This is a genomic window from Nostoc sp. ATCC 53789, assembly GCF_009873495.1.
Taxonomy (GTDB): domain Bacteria; phylum Cyanobacteriota; class Cyanobacteriia; order Cyanobacteriales; family Nostocaceae; genus Nostoc; species Nostoc muscorum_A.
On the sequence record NZ_CP046703.1, the window covers coordinates 6,468,919 to 6,485,884 of the forward strand.

Consider the following 16,966-nt stretch of genomic DNA (forward strand, 5'->3'; position numbering starts at 1 on the left):
AAAGCATTAGCAATGAGTAAGAGTGCCTAATCATATCCAGTTTATATAATATGACACCATCGGTTGCAGACAAAACCCCAATTTCAACCAAAGTCTGGAGGCGACACACCGATCCACCAGCTTTGTGGATTTCTGTCGTTATAGGTTCAGTCTCTCTGCACTTGCTGGCGTTCTGGCTGATGCGCTCATCTAATGCCTTTAGTCTGTGGTTTCCTCAGCAAATTCAATCTGCTGTTCCCATTGAATTGATAGATATTGCTCCTCAATCAAAATCAACAGTCAAAAGAGTTTCGCCAAAGCCAGCATCCATAACTCAAAAGTCTGTACCAGCACCAGCAAAAACAGCAAGAAATACGCCCAAAAATCAAGATTTTGTTGGCGCAATAAATCCTGCTGATAATCTTCAGCAAAAGAGTCGAATTTACCCCTCTCAACCTAATAGACAACAGAGAGTTTCTACATCTACATCGAAAGCGATAGCTACGCCAAAACCGATAGCTACGCCAAAACCGACAGTTACACTGAAAGCGATAGCCACGCCAAAACCGACAGTTACACCGAAAGCGATAGCCACGCCAAAACCGACAGTTACGCCGAAAGCGATAGCCACGCCAAAACCGACAGCCACACCGACATCTACAATTCCAGTCGGCAATCTACCTTGGAACCGCCGTCAAGAAATCAAACTGGGAAAGGGAACGGCACTACCAACAGGTATTCCATCAACTCCACCAGTTTCAGAAGCTGAAAATATAAAAACTCCACCGACTTCGACTAGAGAAACTCCAACCACTCCTACTAGGGAAACTCCACCGACTTCAACTAGGGAAACTCCACCAACTCCTACTGGGGGAGCATCGGTAGCAATAGTAGCCCCTTTGCTCAGAGATGAAATGATTAAGTTCATACAAACAAGAGGATTTCGACAAGATGCTCTACCCGACGTTATCGCTTCATACACGGGAAGCAACACAAAACAACTAGACTCAAGTTTTCTACCTGGCGATTCCGAAGTTAAGCCAGCACAAATGCTTGTTAGTTTAATAATTGATCGCAATGGCAACTTTCAACAGGCTGTACTTCTAGAAATAGAACCTGCAATACTACAAAGTCAAAAAAGCACATACGAACGAGTTCTCAATGATGTTTTCAAGACAGAAAACTTTCTTGCCGCTCATAACAACGATGGCACAAAACCAGATTTGAGCAATTTGTTTGTACGAATCAAAATCCAGCCTGCTAATTCCAATTAGACGCTTGAATTTTTCCAACAACTGTGTTATATATATAAAGTTGGAAATTTGCGGGCGTAGTTTAGTGGTAAAACTATAGCCTTCCAAGCTATTAATGCGGGTTCGATTCCCGCCGCCCGCTTAGAAAAAACTTTAAAATCAGCTAGTGCAGCACGGTGTAAATACACCTACTATTTTCACTAAAAAATTTTGGAGTGGGTATCGTACCCCACCCAATTAATGCAAATCTTGTATTAAACAGCTTAATTGTTGCTTTTCTTGATCGAGAAACAGCCACAATCTATCAAGCTATGCCTGCTGCGGGCTATGCATACGCTAACTTTGGCGAATAAACAATAAAACTAGAGGAATCTCGCACAGCTTTGATTTCCGAGTATCCCTCATTGCTCTAATATCAACAATGTGCAGTCATTTATCCAAATCTACCGCTAACGTAATCTCTGGTATCTTGCTGCTGAGGATTGTTGAAAATTAGTTCTGTTGCGTCGTACTCTACCATGTAGCCGTTACGACCTCCTGACTCCGTAGTTTTAACATTAAAAAAGGCTGTCTTATCAGAAACCCGCGCTGCTTGCTGCATATTATGGGTGACAATAACGATGGTATATTGCTCTTTCAGCTGATGAATTAATTCTTCAACCCGCAAGGTGGAAATAGGGTCGAGAGCCGAGCAAGGTTCATCCATTAATATAATTTCAGGTTGGACTGCGATCGCACGAGCAATACATAACCTTTGTTGTTGTCCACCCGATAAAGACGAGCCGCTTTGCCGCAGCTTATCTTTAACTTCATCCCACAAAGCCGCTTGTCGCAAACTCCGTTCTACTAATTCATCCATGTTACCTTTGTAGCCGTTAATTTTGGCTCCAAAAGCAATATTCTCATAAATTGATTTGGGAAATGGGTTTGGTCTTTGAAACACCATCCCAATTCTCCGACGTACTTCTACAGGATCAATGTCGGATGCATACAAGTTTTTATCGTAAAAAAGTATTTTACCTTCTGCCCGAAATGACTCAATCAAATCATTGAGGCGGTTATAGCAACGCAACAATGTGCTTTTACCACAACCAGAAGGGCCGATAAAGGCTGTAACCTGATTTTTTGGTATATCTAACCAAATATTTTGCAAAGCTAAAAACTTGCCGTAGTAAACGTTGAGGTTTTCGGTGCGTAAAACAGTTTCAGTACCGTTGACTGTGCTAATATTAGTAGCCATAAATTAAGTGAAGTATTAGTTTTAGCGATACAAATCCGCTATGTGTAAGCCGTTTCCCTAAGCTTTTTTGCGAGTAGCCCAGCGAGCAATGATACTTGTGATTAGAACCATCAATACCAAAATCAAAGATGCCGCCCAAGCTAGTGATTGCCAATTTTTAAACGGAGAAATAGCATATTTGTAAACCAAAACAGCAAGGGAAGCTGTTGGTTGGAATAAGCCATCGGGCCAAAAATTGGAAAATAGCGCAGTAAATAGTAAAGGTGCGGTTTCTCCAGATGCTCTGGCGATCGCTAGCGTTGCCCCAGTTACAATCGCAGGTAGAGCTGCTGGCAAAACTACTTGTGTTACTGTTTGAAAGTTAGTTGCCCCTAACCCTACAGATGCTTGTCGCAAATCTTGCGAGACTAACTGCAAGGCTTCATCAGTGGTTCGGACAATAATTGGCAACATCAAAATTGCCAGTGCAAACCCTCCACCTAAAGCAGAGTATGATCCTAAGTTTAACTTTACTAGTGTCAAAACTACAATGCCATAGGCAAATACCCCAGCAATAATTGACGGGACTCCACTCAAGACGTTAGCTGCAAAACGTACCCATCTCGCTACTTGCGCCGAACTAAATTCTGTGATATATATTGCCGCTAAAACACCAAATGGGATACTAATCAGGGCAGCAATTCCTACCATTAATAGTGTTCCCAAGATGGCATTACCAAAGCCTCCTCCCTGTTGTAAAGCTTTGGGTGGCAGTTCAAAAAAGAGGCTGGGACTCAAACTGCTAAAGCCTTGAATAATGACGTAAGAAAGTACTGCTAGCAAAGGCACAAGTGCCAATATCCCACAGATAAATGCAACTACTGTCATTACTGTATTAAACAGTGTCCTTTGAGACATAGGAGCGCGAGTTAGACTGCGCTCTGGAAAACTAGAAGTCATAATTCAACCCAAAACTAAGCTACAGTCGCTTGACTCTCAGAACGATAAACTCGGCCATGATATTAACTACCAAGGTCAAGAAGAATAGAACTAAAGCAGCGTACATTAAAGCCGAAACTTGCAAACCACTAGCTTCGGAAAATTGATTCGCCAGTAGAGAAGAAATTGTATTGCCTGGTGCTAACAGGGAGATACTAATGTTGTTGGAATTACCAATCAACATTGTTACAGCCATTGTTTCTCCCATTGCCCGACCGAGTGCCAACATCACAGCGCTAACTATCCCCGAAAAGGCTGCTGGAATAAGTATTTGTAATATAGTTTCCCATCGGGTTGCTCCTAGTCCTACGGCGGCTTGGCGCAAACTGGGGGGTATAGAAATCAAGGCATCACGCGATAGGGCTGTGATGATGGGCAAAGTCATAATTGCTAATATGACTCCCGCCGGTAACATTCCTGGCCCTGTAGGGGGGGTGCTAAAAAATGGTATCCAGCCAAAGTAACTATTGAGCCATTTTCCCAAGTTAGTTAAGATAGGCACTAAAACAAAAATACCCCACACGCCATAAACAACGCTGGGAATAGCTGCAAGCAGTTCTACTGCAAAAACCAGTACCAACTTCACTTTTGCGGGTAAAAAATCCTCGCTTAGTACAATAGCAGTACCTACTCCAATCGGTACAGCTATCAGTAAACCGATAAAAGAACTCAAGAGAGTTCCATAAATTTGAGGTAGCACCCCGTAGCTATCATTAACTGGGTTCCAAGTGGTGTTAGCTAAAAAGCTAGCACCAAACTTTTGGATGGCAGGCCAAGAAGCAATTGCGACCTGTAAGCCGATCCATAATAAAGTGGCAGCAACCCCAAAGGCAAAAATTTTAGTTAGCCAGATAAAACCGCGATCTAGGGATTTTTCTACATCAGAGCGATTTTTTGTCGCTGATGAAAGATTTTGAGAATTTGTAGTCATGACTACCGACTTTCACAATTAAATCAGAGGAAGATATGGGAGGCAACCATCTAAACAAAATTGTTGCCTCATCGTCTTTTAAAACTAGTTTAATAACCAGCTTAAAAATTATTGTCTAGCAATGCCTCATGCCTTCACTGTAGCTACTTGCTAGCGCTAGTCCCACTACCAACAGCGATTTTATAGTCTGGACTAATTTGATCAGCAGCCGCAGCCACCTTTGCGATCACGTTTTGGGGTAGAGGAACATATCCTAATGTTGTAGCCTGTTTTTGTCCCTCAGTTAAAGCGTATTCGATCGCAGCTTCAACTGCCTTAGCTTTTGCCGCATTGGGATATTTCTTGTAAGCCAAAATCCAGGTGTAAGTGACGATGGGATAGGAATCGGCCCCTTCTGGATCAGAAATGAAGACGCGGAGATCAGGCGGTAGAGTTACTGATGCCAGAGTTTTAGAGGCTGACTCCTCAGTAGGTACAATAAACTTACTACTTTTGTTTTCCAAAGCAGCAAACTTAAGACTATTTTGTTTGGCATAGCCGTATTCTACATAACCAATAGAACCTTGTGTTTGTTGGATTTGGGCGGTAACACCCTCATTCCCTTTAGCACCAACTCCGCTAGGCCAGTTGACAGTTTTGCCTTCACCAACTTTAGTCTTCCACTCCGGGCTAATAGCGCTGAGGTGTTTTGTAAACACACCTGTTGTTCCGCTACCATCTGAACGATAAACTACTGTGATTTTCTCTTTAGGAAGCTTTGCACCTGGGTTAGCCTTGGCAATTTGGGGATCATCCCAAGAAGTTATTTTGCCCAGTAGAATATCAGCGTAAACGGCTCGTGGTAGTTTAAGTTCTGCAACATCTGGCAAGTTGTAAGCTAGCACGATGCTACCAGCAGTGACAGGCAGTAAAATAACGCCCCTATCCGCTGGCACCTTCTGGATTTCTTCATCCTTCATGGCAACATCACTGGCACCAAAGTCTACAGTCCCTTTGATAAATTGCTCAACTCCGGCACCGCTACCAACTGAGGCATAGTCAACTTGCAGATTTGGATACTTTTTGTTTAGATCAGTAAACCATGTATCATATAGTGGTGCTGGAAAAGACGCACCAGCCCCGCTTAACTTGAGATTTCCACCTAAATCTAATTTGGTTGTACTGGAGGCAGTCGTATCTGTAGCAGTGCCAGAAGGAGTATCCTTTGTGGCTGTATTCTCTGGGTTTTGCTGTCCGCCACATGCAGCTAGGCTGATTGTCAGTGCTAACACTGAAACTGAAGCTGTGAGGCGATGAATTTTTGTTACACGAAAAGGTGATGGCATCGCTATCAATGTTTGGGTAACTTTTCAGGTGAGCGCCTCTAAGAATACCCCTAAAGGATTAAGCTAAAGGTAAAGGATAGGTTAACAAAGCAAAAAAAGCTTGTTTTTTTTTGATGAAGAACAAACACTCGTTTTTACTTTTGCTTGATAAAATTTATACTGCTGCTTTAGTTACACGTTATAAATAGTACCATAGTAATTTGGTTACATAAATATTGGCAATTGGCAAAACTTGATTGATAGCGTCACTTTTTGGTCAAATGATAAAAAATCTATAAAAAAATGACAAATTGTGTTATTATCTAAAGCTTAATAAATTTTAGAATTTTGTGAAAGTTATTGCTGCTTATAGGTCTAAGCAGACTTAAAGTCATAACTAAACAATCTAAGTTTAGACAGTGAACTAATTTTAGATAAAGCAGAAGGAAAACTATAAATTGCCTATTTTATGGAGAGTCTGCGGAGAGATCGCTAAAAAAAGTGAATTAAAGAACTATCTTTAACAATTTGTAGCATAAATTGGCTCTGAATCTAAAAACTTAGTTTAAATACTAAATTTTGCTAACTTTACCACGTATTAGGTCAAATACCAGAATCAGACTACGCTTCAGTCAATAAAATTACAGCTATAGACACCTAAGTCATAATTAGTAGAACTGAAAAGTTACATACCAAAAAGGCAAAAAAAAATATGCTAATTCTTAGAGGTGTCAGCACAAATTTCATTTTAATACTAATGAACATCCTAGTTGCTGTTGGTTTTCCCTTTTGCCTTTTCCTGGTTGCCTGATAAATGTTTGCTGCTTCCAATCAATTACTATGGTCTATGATTGGCTTACTCCTGACAATGGGTGGTACCTTCTTAGAAGCTTATGGCATCACCTTTCCTTGGAATTGGAGTAAGCACGGAATTCAGACTTTTTCTTTAGGTGTCACTTTTCAAATTGGCGCAGTACTGTTAGTGGGCTGTTTAGGGGGCAAAAATGCCGGTGCGCTCTCGCAAATTGCCTATTTAGTGATGGGGTTAACTTTATTACCTGTATTTGCCGATGGAGGTGGTATTGGTTATGTTAAGTTGTCTCAGTTTGGCTATTTACTAGGCTTTATTCCTGGAGCTTGGATTTGTGGCTTAGTTGCCTTTAAAGCTAGACCTCGACTAGAAACTCTCGCCTTTAGTTGCATCTGTGGCTTGTTAACTCTGCATCTATGCGGTATTAGTTATTTGATTATTAGCTATATTTTTCAGTGGAAAGGCACAGAAAATTTACCTTTGATGCAAGCAATCCTCAGATACTCTTGGTTTGCACTACCAGGGCAATTAAGTGTGGTCTGTGCCGTTACTGTAATAGCATATATATTGCGTCACTTAATGTTTTATTAGTCATCAAGGGGCTAGAGGCTAGGGGCAAGAAATTTACAATTTTCTCATCCCCTAGTCCTTAGTCCTTAGTCCTTAGTCTCTAGCCCCTAGTTTCATGCGTTTAAAAAACCGCCTTTTCTGGATTGCTGCCTTTATAGCTTTTTTCCTAGACCAAATAACAAAATACTGGGTGGTACAAACCTTCAGTTTGGGGCAAACACTACCACTCTTAACTGGAATATTTCACTTCACCTATGTTACTAACACTGGTGCCGCCTTTAGTCTGTTAAGTGGGAAAGTAGAGTGGTTGCGCTGGCTATCTTTAGGAGTGAGTTTGGTATTGATAGCGTTGGCTTTGTTTGGCCCAACATTAAATTTATGGGATCAGTTGGGCTATGGCTTAATTTTAGGTGGAGCTATGGGCAACGGTATTGATCGCTTTGTTTTAGGCCATGTCGTTGATTTTCTTGATTTTCGCCTAATTAGCTTTCCTGTATTTAATGTGGCAGATTCTTTTATTAGTATTGGTATTGTTTTTCTGTTAATTGCTTCCTTCCAAAAAACACCAACTTCAACAGGTAGGTTGGATTAAACTATTAAGCCTGGGATGATTAATCCCAGGCTATTAATTACTGAAACCATTGCTCAGTCCTATATGCGAAGACTTGATTTATGGGTTCCAGAGATTTGAATTTATATCCTACACCAGTTCTCATAACTGGTGCAGAAAGTCAAGATGCACAGGCGATCGCTGATGGTAAATTAGTATGTCAAACGTATCCAGCTTTTAATTTATTTACCTGGGGCAGGAGCAGTAGATGGAGTACTGGGAGAGTTGGCACCTGGTTCTGTAGGAGCGCCAGGTTCAGATGGAGTAACGGTTCCTGGTGCTGGAGTTAAGTTGCTAGGGGTGCCAGGCTCAGTTGGAGTAACACTTCCTGGTGCTGGAGTCAAGTTGCTAGGAGCGCCAGGTTCAGATGGAGTAACGGTTCCTGGTGCTGGAGTTAAGTTACTAGGAGCGCCAGGTTCAGGTGGGGTAACGGTTCCTGGTGCTGGAGTGCTTTCGGGAGTTCCACTTTCAGGTGGGGTAACAGTTCCTGGTGCCGGAGTGCTTTCGGGAGGAGTGATGTTACTCGGTGTGGTTTCTGCTGGTACTGTAGTGCTACCAGGAGTCGTGCTAGGTGTGGTTTCTGCTGGTGCTGTAGTGCTACCAGGAGCCCCACCAGGGGTAAGTGCTGTGCCGCCGGGACAGCGAGAGTTAAGCGGAAAATACTCGCACAGAATTTTCATACCTTCTGGCGACATCTTGATTTCCGTTGGTGCGCTAGTAGATTCGCTACTGGATTGAGCTATGGGGGATTTACTGGATTCGGCTACGGCAATATTAGTGGTGAGAGCCAAAGATAGAGCTGTACCAATCAGGGTCAGAGATTTTCCCATCATTCTGAAATTTACCTCAACGGAACACTCGGCCCATTAAAACAGATAATAAGATTTAGAAAATCTTCCTAAATGAATATATTTAAGTTTGTTGCAGAATATGTGGATATGTAAAATTGGTAAAAATTAAATCTGTCGTTTGTTATTAACTAGTGCTTATAAGTACAAGCTTTCAATCTATGCTTGTAGTCATTAAAGTAAAATGAGTAGACAAAATAAGCTTTTAGGAAGGATAAAAAATTTTATTTTTCTTTAATTAAGTGATAAAAATAACGAGTTAACTCAGATAAAAAAGTAATGTTCAGTATAAATTAGAGCAAAAAGTCCCGTATAGCTAATTTATGCTTTGGCTTATGAGTAAAATGATGAAAGACTAACATCTAAAATTGTAATTCGCCCCATTCTTCACTAAAAAGTGTGATGTGAATCGCCGATGAGTTCTCCCCAACCCCCTCACAAGCCACAAACGTTAATTGGTCAACTGACTCAAGCAGTCCATACTATCCAAGCTAGGGTTGATTTTTCCAAACTGGCGCTCAAGCCTAATGCCAAAGTACCGGAACTCTGGGTACAGGATGCGGGGGCGGATAAAGCAGAGGTATATCCACTGTTGGGCGATCGCTATATTCTCGGTCGTAGTTCCAAATCCAGCGATATCGTCGTCCGTAACCCCGTTGTCAGCCAAATTCACCTATCGCTATCGCGCAATTCTACTCAGCGCACACCAGTTTTCGTCATCAAAGACGAAAACTCCACCAATGGCATTTATCGTGGCAAGCGTCGTGTTAATTCCCTAGAACTACGTCATGGCGATATTCTGACTCTGGGCCCCCCAGAACTAGCCGCTTCTGTGCGCCTGCAATACGTCGATCCACCAGCGTGGTATGTCAAAGCTGCAAGTTGGACAGCTTATGGTGTTGGTGGTGTCAGCGCCTTGTTCGCCTTAGTAATTGGCGTAGAATGGCTGAAATTTTCAGTTAGACCCCTACCTACAGCTACACGCGCTCCAGTAGTTGTTTACGCTCGTGATGGAGCCACACCTCTGAGAGAGCCTCGAACTATCTCTCACGTAGATATGAAGCGTTTAGAGGAATTTGGCCCTTATTTGCCATCTGCCGTAGTAGCTTCAGAAGATAGTCGTTATTACTGGCACTTTGGGGTTGACCCTCTGGGGATTTTACGAGCCGTGTTGATCAATAGCCGTAGCGGAGATGTGCAGCAAGGAGCCAGCACTGTTACGCAGCAAGTTGCCCGCAGTTTGTTCCGTGAATATGTAGGTAGACAGGATACACTTGGACGCAAATTACGGGAAGCAGTTGTCGCCCTGAAGTTAGAAACCTTTTACAGCAAAGATGATATTTTGCTGATGTACTTAAATCGGGTTTTCTTGGGGGGAGATACCTCTGGCTTTGAGGATGCAGCTCGGTATTACTTTGAAAAGCCAGCTAAAGAATTAACTTTGGCAGAAGCAGCAACTTTGGTAGGAATTTTACCTGCTCCCAACGCATTTGATTTTTGTGGGGATGGGCCAAATAAGCTAGAAGCAGCTGAATACCGGAATCGTGTGATTAAGCGGTTGCTGGAAATGGGCAAAATTAAGCTTGAAGATGCGAACCGAGCTAGACGTTCCACTGTTCAAGTTAGTCCTAAAGTTTGTGAACAGCAGGCTAAGACGATCGCTCCTTATTTTTACAGTTACGTCTTCTCTGAACTTGAATCAATCTTGGGCGAGGGAGCCGCAAACGAAGGGAATTATATCATTGAAACCCAGCTTGATCCCGCGATCCAGAGCCAAGCTGAATCAGCGTTGCGGAATTCAGTCAACAATAGTGGTGGAAATTTTAATTTTTCTCAAGGGGCTGTGGTAACTCTTGACTCCAGTACAGGTGGCATTCTGGCAATGGTAGGCGGAACTGATTACAAAAAAAGTCAGTTCAATCGTGCTGTTCAAGCCAAAAGACAACCAGGTTCCACCTTTAAAATCTTTGCTTACACCGCCGCTATTCAACAGGGAATTTCACCATCTAAGAGTTATTCCTGCGCTCCTTTAACTTGGCAAGGCTTCACTTACAAACCCTGTCGTTCCGGTGCTGGCAGTTTAGATATTGCCACCGGGCTGGCTCTTTCAGAAAATCCCATTGCCTTGGGAGTTGCTAGAGAAATCGGGCTGAATAAAGTAGTGGCGATGGCTCAGAATTTGGGAATTAAGTCAAACCTCGATCCGGTTCCTGGCTTAGTACTGGGTCAAAGCGTGGTCAATGTTTTGGAAATGACTGGTGCTTTTGGCTCTATTGGCAATCGTGGAGTGTGGAATCCTCCCCATGCGATTAACCGAATTTTAGATAGTGGTGATTGCAGCGATCGCAATGATATCAAAACCTGCCGTGTAATTTACTCCTTCGACCAAGATCCAGATGCGAACAAACGAGTTCTGCCAAGTGGTGTAGCCGATGAGATGACTAGTTTGATGCGTGGTGTCATCACCAGAGGCACTGGTCGTAGTGCTGCCATTGGACTCGGAGAAGCCGGTAAAACAGGCACGACTGATAAAAACGTTGACTTATGGTTCATAGGTTTTATCCCAAGTCGGCGACTTGTAACTGGTGTTTGGCTGGGGAACGACAACAATTCCCCCACATCTGGTAGCAGCGCTCAAGCCGCTCAGTTGTGGGGAAATTATATGCGGAGAATTACGCGGTAAATTCGTAATTTGTAATTTCATAGTTAAAAATTACGGATTACGAATTACGAATCACGAATTATTATTGATATCCCCTCCAAGGTGTAACTTCCAGGTTGCCGCTAGGCTTGAATATCACTTGGAAGTGAGCGAGAGGTTCTTTATCGTTGGGGGCTGCTACATTAGAGCCGTAGATAGCGTTGAACATCTTGGGAAGGGGTGTTTCCCGAAAATAGTCAAAGGCAACTTGGTTTAGTGGTTCGTAGTCAGCAATTACGCCATCTTTGTTGACTGCTACCCGATATTTCAAATCTCGCGTAAAGGTGGGTTTGCCACTCCAAGTTTGCCGAACTGTACTATAAAGCTTTTGATTTAAATTTTTGACTATATTAGAGTCAGTAATTTTTGTACCCACTACCTCTGGCGTTCTAGCATATCCCCGCCAAGGGCTAACTTGCAGGACACCTTGTGTAGTAAATACTACACGAAATTGGGCGATTGGTTCATTGGAAATGGTCGGACGGGTAGCTGGATTGTAAAGTACGTTAGGCAGAGGAGTTTTACCTACTTCTAGATTCGCTTCTTTATTCACCGCTTTATAACCAACGATCGCACCATCCGCAGCTACACCCAGACGGTAAATCAAATCTTGTTGCAATCCTGAGCGATTAGCCCAAGCTGGATGAACTTGATTGTAAACTTGACGATTCAATGCACGTAACTGAGATGGATCGGTAATTTCTGGAACTGTATTTAAAAGTGCTTCTAAATCTTTAACTGCCGGCTTTCCATTAGCTGTAGGCGTTAGTGTGGGCCTTGCCGTAGCAATGGGTGTTGCAGCAGCTGATGCTGGAGGAGTGATATTGTTTATTGTAGAGCTACTTTGCTCATCTGCTGTTGGCTGTGGTGGACGAAGTTGGGGAGGTGGAATCAAGTTAAAGGCGATCGCAGCTACTGCTAAACTTGACACACCCACAGCAGCAGGTACAGCCTGTCTAACCAAAGCTTGACTAGCACCGCCATAGCGTCTGGTAACTGGTTGTAGTTCTAGAGAAAGTTCGGGTAAAGTTTGGGTATCAGCAAAAAACTGATCCACTGCTTCCACTAAATCAAACAACTGCACCGTATTCAAATCTATTTCAATTGGCGGACGTTTGGAATTGTTGGAGTGATCGAATCCCTCTGGAGTTCCTTCGGAATGGATGATTAATCTGTGTCGGTTGCTATCAACTTTCCGAAACTCTACTAGCTCCGATTCCTGATTGTGTGCTTGAGGATTAGGTACGCTACTTAAAAATTCTTGGGCATACCCACTAACAGCCCTCACCAAACTTTCAAAAAATTCCCGCCCTCCCGTTAGGGGCTGATTATAACCAGATAAATAGCATTCTGCATTTACCAATATTGATAATTCCGGGCGCATTTCCTGGAAGTGTGCAGCCCTAGTGACATCACTTAACCCTTCTAAAAGCAGTGTACAATTAGGTAGACTGTACTTACGTTGAATATTCATTCCACTTCACCGTCAAAAAGACTAATCCAGAATCGCTGCATTCCAGCTGTACCAGTACAAAATAGTAATTGTCCTAACAAATTTATAGCTAGCTCATCTAATTTTTCATCAGAAGTTAATGCTAGTACACCAGAACGTCGGGCATTCATCCGGCTTTTAAAATGCGCTCTAAACCGCTCTAGGTAATTAGATAGACGCAAATTCTGTTCCAATGGAATCTGCTTTTCTTCCATTTGTTGACATATCATTAATAACTGGCGAATGACAACAGTTAAACGCCGCGCTATGTAGCAAGCAATGACTACCAGAGCTTTTGCTTCCATGATAGTTAAGGGACGGCGGATATGCGCTCTCCGTAGCGGGTTAGAGCTACGCATCCGCCATAAATTCACCCTGTCTTTAACAATTCCTTTGAGATCCAACTCTTGAGCAAAACTCAAGATTGCTTCCGAACCACCAAGCTCTAAAGCTTCAATTGCCAATAAAATCAGGTCAATTTGCAACCGCGTTCTCCGAGGACAAGTCTTGGAAGCGATCGCAGGATCTGGCAAAGTGTCCAGAATCGTAGGCAATGAATCTTGAGTTGGACTGTTGAACGGCGTTAAACTTGCTGAGACATTCATTCTATAAATACCTTGTGCGGTTCCAACAGACTAGATAAAACAAATTTAAGATCGGTAGCCAAGACTTGAGCATTAGACTTGTAGCAGTAGCATGACTACCTGATATATACATTACTTAACTCTTTCTACTCAAAGTTTTCCCTATATTGAAATCAAAGTTTTAAAACATAAGTTAATTCACCTCATTTCTGAATGTAATACCTTTTCTAGCTTGGTTTAGATTCTAATTATCGTCAACAAAGGACGAAGCTGAAGCTTCGACCCCCAGCGTATGACATTATAGTGTACGATTTTTCAGGTATCTGAAAATTGGGGATTGGGGATTGGGGATTGGGAATTGAGAATTGGGAATTGGTCAATAATCAATACTTTTTTCCCATACTTACCTTGCTCCTCTTCTTCCCCATTTCCCATCCCCCATTCCCCATCCCCCATTCCCCATTCCCATTTTATGGATTTGAAGTCTCTCGTTCGTGACATTCCAGATTTTCCCAAACCCGGAATTTTATTTCGGGATATTACTACATTACTGCGCGATCCAGAGGGATTACGCTATACTATTGACTTTTTAACACAAAAATGCAACGAAGCTGAAATAAAACCAGATTATGTAATTGGTATAGAGTCAAGAGGATTTATTTTTGGCTCACCTCTGGCTTATCAATTAGGGGCTGGTTTTATTCCCATCCGCAAAAAAGGTAAGTTACCAGCAGCAGTTCACTCAATTGAATATGATCTAGAGTATGGTACTGACTGTCTGGAACTGCATCAAGACGCTTTACATGAAAGTAGCCGAGTTTTGATTGTGGACGATTTGATTGCCACGGGTGGAACTGCGAGTGCAACAGCAAAGTTAGTGCAGAAGATTGGCTGCGAATTAGTAGGATTTGGGTTTATTATCGAGCTACGGGATTTAGAAGGGCGTAAATATCTGCCAGACGTGCCGATTATCTCTCTAATTGAATATTAGTTATTTGTCATTGGTCATTAGCAAAGGACAAATGACAAATGACAAATGACAAAGGACAAAAGACAAATGACATCTACGAAAATTTCCTTGGAGACAGGTCGGGATTGGCTAATCAGGCTAGTCACGAGCGAAACTTTTATTTATGTGGCAAAGCGGGTATTGCAGGCACTACTGACTCTGTTTTTGGCATCAGCATTATCGTTTTTCATTATTCAACTCGCTCCAGGGGATTATGTAGATACGCTGCGGCAAAACCCGAAGATATCTCCAGAAAGAATTGAGGAAATTAAGCGGCAGTTTGGTCTTGATAAGTCTTGGCCAGAGCAATTTTGGCTATGGCTATGGCGAATCTTGACAAAAGGAGATTTTGGCACGAGTTTTATTTATCAACGTTCAGTGGCATCGCTTTTGTGGGAAAGAGTACCAGCTACTTTGCTATTAGCGATCGCATCTTTAATTGTCACATGGGCGATCGCCATCCCTCTAGGGATTTTTGCTGCTGTTAACCAAAATAAGCTATCAGACCGGCTTTTACAGGTGATTAGCTATGCCGGACAAGGCTTTCCCAGTTTCATCACGGCCTTGGCACTGCTGGTTTTAGCCCAAATCACCTCGCCGTTATTCCCAGTGGGTAGTATGACTAGCATCAATCACTCAGAACTAACATGGTTTGGCAAAATCTTAGATGTCGGCTGGCACATGATTTTACCTACGATTGCCCTCTCAATTACTAGTTTTGCTGGTTTACAACGCATCACTCGTGGCGAATTATTGGATGTGCTGCGTCAAGATTATATCCAAACGGCTCGTGCTAAAGGTCTGCCAGAAAACCGCGTCATCTACGTTCATGCACTTCGTAACGCCGTAAATCCCTTAATTACCTTATTGGGTTTTGAATTAGCTGGTTTATTAAACGGTGCCTTCATTGCCGAATTTTTCTTCAACTGGCCCGGTTTAGGAAGGTTGACTCTACAGGCTTTACAAGCTCAAGATTTATATTTGTTAATGGCAAGCTTGGTAATGGGCGCAGTGTTGCTGATTGCTGGTAATTTAATTGCCGATTTGATGTTAAAAGCCGCCGATCCACGTATTCGGCTAGAAAATCTCAATTAGTCATTGGTCATTGGTCATTTGTCATTGGTCATTGGTTTAATCCCACTCTCCCCATCCCCATCTCCATGCTGTCCGAAGTCTATTACTTGGTGCGCTCAAAAACTGACGGTAATTATTTGATAGCTCGTCCTGACACCGAAACATCAGGTTATTTATTGCTGTTTCAGGAAAACTTTGATGCCCTTAGCTATCTCAACACCCACGCAGCAGAAGTTGCAAACCGCTTTACTGTGGAATCTATTCCACGTACACAGTTGGGAAACCTGCTCAAACGTTGGGGTTTTAGCGGTGTGGGTATTGTGACTGACCCGTTATTACCAAAGGTTGAGTTTTTGCAGCACAGTTAAATTTATGGATTAGCGTAAATGCTCCTTCGGCTTGTCGTCAGACATCGCTTGCTAATTTGTTTAAGAGTATATTTGAAAAGTCCTCTTGTCTATAGCAAGTATCCGTAATTACACAACTGATTAAACCATAAAATTTGTGTTGACGTTGTATACACAATATTCTATATTAGATATTAAGCATTGCTGAATAAAGCTTGAAACTTAATTCAGCAATGCTAAATGAGACACACACATGGAAGATACCCAATGCTTGCCCGTTCTAAAATGGATAACCTTGGTCGTAACCAAGTAATTAATATTAGAGTTCAAGAACAACAACGGGATTTAATTGATAATGCTGCATCGATTCTTGGCAAGAACCGTTCTGACTTTATGTTAGAAGTTGCCTGTCGAGAAGCAGAAAAAGTCATCTGTAACAAGACTTTCTTTGCGTTAGACGAGGAAAGATATCAAAAATTCCTTGCTATTTTGGACTCACCACCTAAAACAAATGAAGAAATTCGTAAATTATTAACAGCTAAATCTCCTTGGGATTAATGATGAAACAAACAAAAATTATTAATCCTCCTCAGTCACTTACTCTTAAGCATGATGTATTAGAATTTGAATCTAAATCAGAAGCTTTGAATAATTGGCTGAAGGAGAAAGCTTTGAAAAATGAGGGAGATACGGCTAGAACTTTTGTAGTAAATATTGAAAATAAAGTAATAGGCTATTACTGTTTAGCAACTGCTTCTGTAATTCATTTAATAGCTGTTAGCAAAGCTAAACGGAACGCACCAGACCCTATACCGTGTATGCTTATCGGAAGACTTGCTGTAGACATTAAATGGGAAGGACGGGGTATAGGGTCTGGTTTATTAAAAGATGCTATTATTCGTACTTTAACAGTATCCCAAATGGCGGGTATTAGATGTGTTTTGGTTCATGCTAAGGATGAAGAAGCCAAAAGATTTTATTTAAAATACGGGTTTCAACCCTCGCCAATAGAACCATTAACGCTAATGATGACTTTAAAAGATATTCGAGCAAACCTTATAGATTAATTAATCCTCCAAATTCTGCACAAGTGAATTAAGAGGATTTTAAATTTAAACACAAGATACACCTCAACCCCTACTGGGCATCCGCCAAATTAGTGTTCATCACTATTTATTAAAAATTGCGAATACTAAAAAATTACGGCAATTCTGCAAAGTTGTATTTTGTTAGGG

At 42.0% G+C, this 16,966-nt stretch carries 16 protein-coding genes and 1 tRNA gene; 10 read left to right on the plus strand and 7 right to left on the minus strand.

All coding sequences use genetic code 11. The features are described from left to right. Positions 1-50: 50 nt before the first annotated feature. Together GJB62_RS26750 and GJB62_RS26755 are read left to right on the plus strand one after the other, a co-directional pair. Positions 51-1,253, plus strand: a complete 1,203-nt coding sequence (locus GJB62_RS26750) for a hypothetical protein (protein WP_114084555.1) — start codon at positions 51-53, stop codon at positions 1,251-1,253. A 50-nt stretch (positions 1,254-1,303) separates the two neighbouring features. Next, positions 1,304-1,374 (plus strand) — tRNA-Gly (locus GJB62_RS26755). Positions 1,375-1,665: 291 nt separating this feature from the next. Here GJB62_RS26755 and pstB read toward each other — a convergent pair. From pstB to pstS, 4 genes are all read right to left on the minus strand, one after another. Further along, positions 1,666-2,472 carry a phosphate ABC transporter ATP-binding protein PstB gene (gene pstB, locus GJB62_RS26765; protein ID WP_114084556.1) on the minus strand — a complete coding sequence of 269 codons (807 nt, stop codon included), beginning with the start codon at positions 2,470-2,472 and terminating at the stop codon, positions 1,666-1,668. A 57-nt stretch (positions 2,473-2,529) separates the two neighbouring features. Continuing rightward, positions 2,530-3,411, minus strand: a complete 882-nt coding sequence (gene pstA, locus GJB62_RS26770; RefSeq protein WP_114084557.1) for a phosphate ABC transporter permease PstA — start codon at positions 3,409-3,411, stop codon at positions 2,530-2,532. A gap of 19 nt (positions 3,412-3,430) precedes the next feature. Beyond that, positions 3,431-4,381: a phosphate ABC transporter permease subunit PstC gene (gene pstC / locus GJB62_RS26775; protein WP_114084558.1), complete on the minus strand. Its 951-nt coding sequence runs from the start codon at positions 4,379-4,381 to the stop codon at positions 3,431-3,433. A gap of 143 nt (positions 4,382-4,524) precedes the next feature. Further along, positions 4,525-5,706, minus strand: a complete 1,182-nt coding sequence (gene pstS / locus GJB62_RS26780; protein WP_114084559.1) for a phosphate ABC transporter substrate-binding protein PstS — start codon at positions 5,704-5,706, stop codon at positions 4,525-4,527. Between the two features lie 793 nt (positions 5,707-6,499). On the opposite strand from pstS, the gene GJB62_RS26785 reads away from it, so the two are divergent. Both GJB62_RS26785 and lspA read left to right on the plus strand, forming a co-directional pair. Next, entirely contained in the window at positions 6,500-7,087 is a 588-nt protein-coding gene (locus tag GJB62_RS26785; protein WP_012407649.1) for a biotin transporter BioY, read from the plus strand. Positions 7,088-7,181: 94 nt separating this feature from the next. After that, positions 7,182-7,658: a signal peptidase II gene (lspA, locus tag GJB62_RS26790; RefSeq protein ID WP_012407648.1), complete on the plus strand. Its 477-nt coding sequence runs from the start codon at positions 7,182-7,184 to the stop codon at positions 7,656-7,658. Positions 7,659-7,858: 200 nt separating this feature from the next. Here lspA and GJB62_RS26795 read toward each other — a convergent pair whose 3' ends face one another. Then, positions 7,859-8,509: a hypothetical protein gene (locus GJB62_RS26795; protein ID WP_114084560.1), complete on the minus strand. Its 651-nt coding sequence runs from the start codon at positions 8,507-8,509 to the stop codon at positions 7,859-7,861. A gap of 430 nt (positions 8,510-8,939) precedes the next feature. Here GJB62_RS26795 and GJB62_RS26800 point away from each other — a divergent pair, with 430 nt between their 5' ends. Beyond that, entirely contained in the window at positions 8,940-11,207 is a 2,268-nt protein-coding gene (locus GJB62_RS26800; RefSeq protein WP_114084561.1) for a transglycosylase domain-containing protein, read from the plus strand. A gap of 61 nt (positions 11,208-11,268) precedes the next feature. Here GJB62_RS26800 and GJB62_RS26805 read toward each other — a convergent pair whose 3' ends face one another. Both GJB62_RS26805 and GJB62_RS26810 read right to left on the minus strand, forming a co-directional pair. Continuing rightward, complete coding sequence (locus GJB62_RS26805; protein ID WP_114084562.1) at positions 11,269-12,699, minus strand: DUF4335 domain-containing protein; 1,431 nt, start codon at positions 12,697-12,699, stop codon at positions 11,269-11,271. Beyond that, the gene (locus GJB62_RS26810) at positions 12,696-13,322 is read right to left on the minus strand and encodes a DUF3038 domain-containing protein (RefSeq protein WP_114084563.1); all 627 of its coding nucleotides are present in this window, start codon (positions 13,320-13,322) and stop codon (positions 12,696-12,698) included. Before GJB62_RS26810 ends, GJB62_RS26805 begins: the two co-directional genes overlap by 4 nt. A gap of 451 nt (positions 13,323-13,773) precedes the next feature. On the opposite strand from GJB62_RS26810, the gene GJB62_RS26815 reads away from it, so the two are divergent. The 5 genes from GJB62_RS26815 to GJB62_RS26835 all read left to right on the plus strand — a co-directional run bounded on the left by GJB62_RS26815 (position 13,774) and on the right by GJB62_RS26835 (position 16,798). Continuing rightward, the gene (locus GJB62_RS26815; RefSeq protein ID WP_114084564.1) at positions 13,774-14,292 is read left to right on the plus strand and encodes an adenine phosphoribosyltransferase; all 519 of its coding nucleotides are present in this window, start codon (positions 13,774-13,776) and stop codon (positions 14,290-14,292) included. A 66-nt stretch (positions 14,293-14,358) separates the two neighbouring features. Beyond that, positions 14,359-15,405, plus strand: a complete 1,047-nt coding sequence (locus GJB62_RS26820; RefSeq protein ID WP_114084582.1) for an ABC transporter permease — start codon at positions 14,359-14,361, stop codon at positions 15,403-15,405. Between the two features lie 65 nt (positions 15,406-15,470). Continuing rightward, positions 15,471-15,752: a hypothetical protein gene (locus GJB62_RS26825; RefSeq protein ID WP_012407641.1), complete on the plus strand. Its 282-nt coding sequence runs from the start codon at positions 15,471-15,473 to the stop codon at positions 15,750-15,752. Positions 15,753-15,998: 246 nt separating this feature from the next. Then, positions 15,999-16,289 carry a DUF1778 domain-containing protein gene (locus GJB62_RS26830; protein ID WP_114084565.1) on the plus strand — a complete coding sequence of 97 codons (291 nt, stop codon included), beginning with the start codon at positions 15,999-16,001 and terminating at the stop codon, positions 16,287-16,289. Next, the gene (locus GJB62_RS26835) at positions 16,289-16,798 is read left to right on the plus strand and encodes a GNAT family N-acetyltransferase (RefSeq protein WP_245246020.1); all 510 of its coding nucleotides are present in this window, start codon (positions 16,289-16,291) and stop codon (positions 16,796-16,798) included. Before GJB62_RS26830 ends, GJB62_RS26835 begins: the two co-directional genes overlap by 1 nt. Positions 16,799-16,966 lie beyond the last annotated feature (168 nt).

Excerpts from the sequence above, each read along its gene's own strand:
- GJB62_RS26785 (WP_012407649.1), top strand. The coding sequence starts at position 6,500 with ATGTTTGCTGCTTCCAATCAATTACTATGGTCTATGATTGGCTTACTC.
- GJB62_RS26810 (WP_114084563.1), bottom strand. The coding sequence starts at position 13,322 with ATGAATGTCTCAGCAAGTTTAACGCCGTTCAACAGTCCAACTCAAGAT.
- GJB62_RS26795 (WP_114084560.1), bottom strand. The coding sequence starts at position 8,509 with ATGATGGGAAAATCTCTGACCCTGATTGGTACAGCTCTATCTTTGGCT.
- lspA (WP_012407648.1), top strand. The coding sequence starts at position 7,182 with ATGCGTTTAAAAAACCGCCTTTTCTGGATTGCTGCCTTTATAGCTTTT.
- pstA (WP_114084557.1), bottom strand. The coding sequence starts at position 3,411 with ATGACTTCTAGTTTTCCAGAGCGCAGTCTAACTCGCGCTCCTATGTCT.
- GJB62_RS26750 (WP_114084555.1), top strand. The coding sequence starts at position 51 with ATGACACCATCGGTTGCAGACAAAACCCCAATTTCAACCAAAGTCTGG.
- GJB62_RS26805 (WP_114084562.1), bottom strand. The coding sequence starts at position 12,699 with ATGAATATTCAACGTAAGTACAGTCTACCTAATTGTACACTGCTTTTA.
- GJB62_RS26800 (WP_114084561.1), top strand. The coding sequence starts at position 8,940 with ATGAGTTCTCCCCAACCCCCTCACAAGCCACAAACGTTAATTGGTCAA.
- pstC (WP_114084558.1), bottom strand. The coding sequence starts at position 4,381 with ATGACTACAAATTCTCAAAATCTTTCATCAGCGACAAAAAATCGCTCT.
- pstS (WP_114084559.1), bottom strand. The coding sequence starts at position 5,706 with ATGCCATCACCTTTTCGTGTAACAAAAATTCATCGCCTCACAGCTTCA.
- GJB62_RS26830 (WP_114084565.1), top strand. The coding sequence starts at position 15,999 with ATGCTTGCCCGTTCTAAAATGGATAACCTTGGTCGTAACCAAGTAATT.
- pstB (WP_114084556.1), bottom strand. The coding sequence starts at position 2,472 with ATGGCTACTAATATTAGCACAGTCAACGGTACTGAAACTGTTTTACGC.
- GJB62_RS26825 (WP_012407641.1), top strand. The coding sequence starts at position 15,471 with ATGCTGTCCGAAGTCTATTACTTGGTGCGCTCAAAAACTGACGGTAAT.
- GJB62_RS26835 (WP_245246020.1), top strand. The coding sequence starts at position 16,289 with ATGATGAAACAAACAAAAATTATTAATCCTCCTCAGTCACTTACTCTT.
- GJB62_RS26820 (WP_114084582.1), top strand. The coding sequence starts at position 14,359 with ATGACATCTACGAAAATTTCCTTGGAGACAGGTCGGGATTGGCTAATC.
- GJB62_RS26815 (WP_114084564.1), top strand. The coding sequence starts at position 13,774 with ATGGATTTGAAGTCTCTCGTTCGTGACATTCCAGATTTTCCCAAACCC.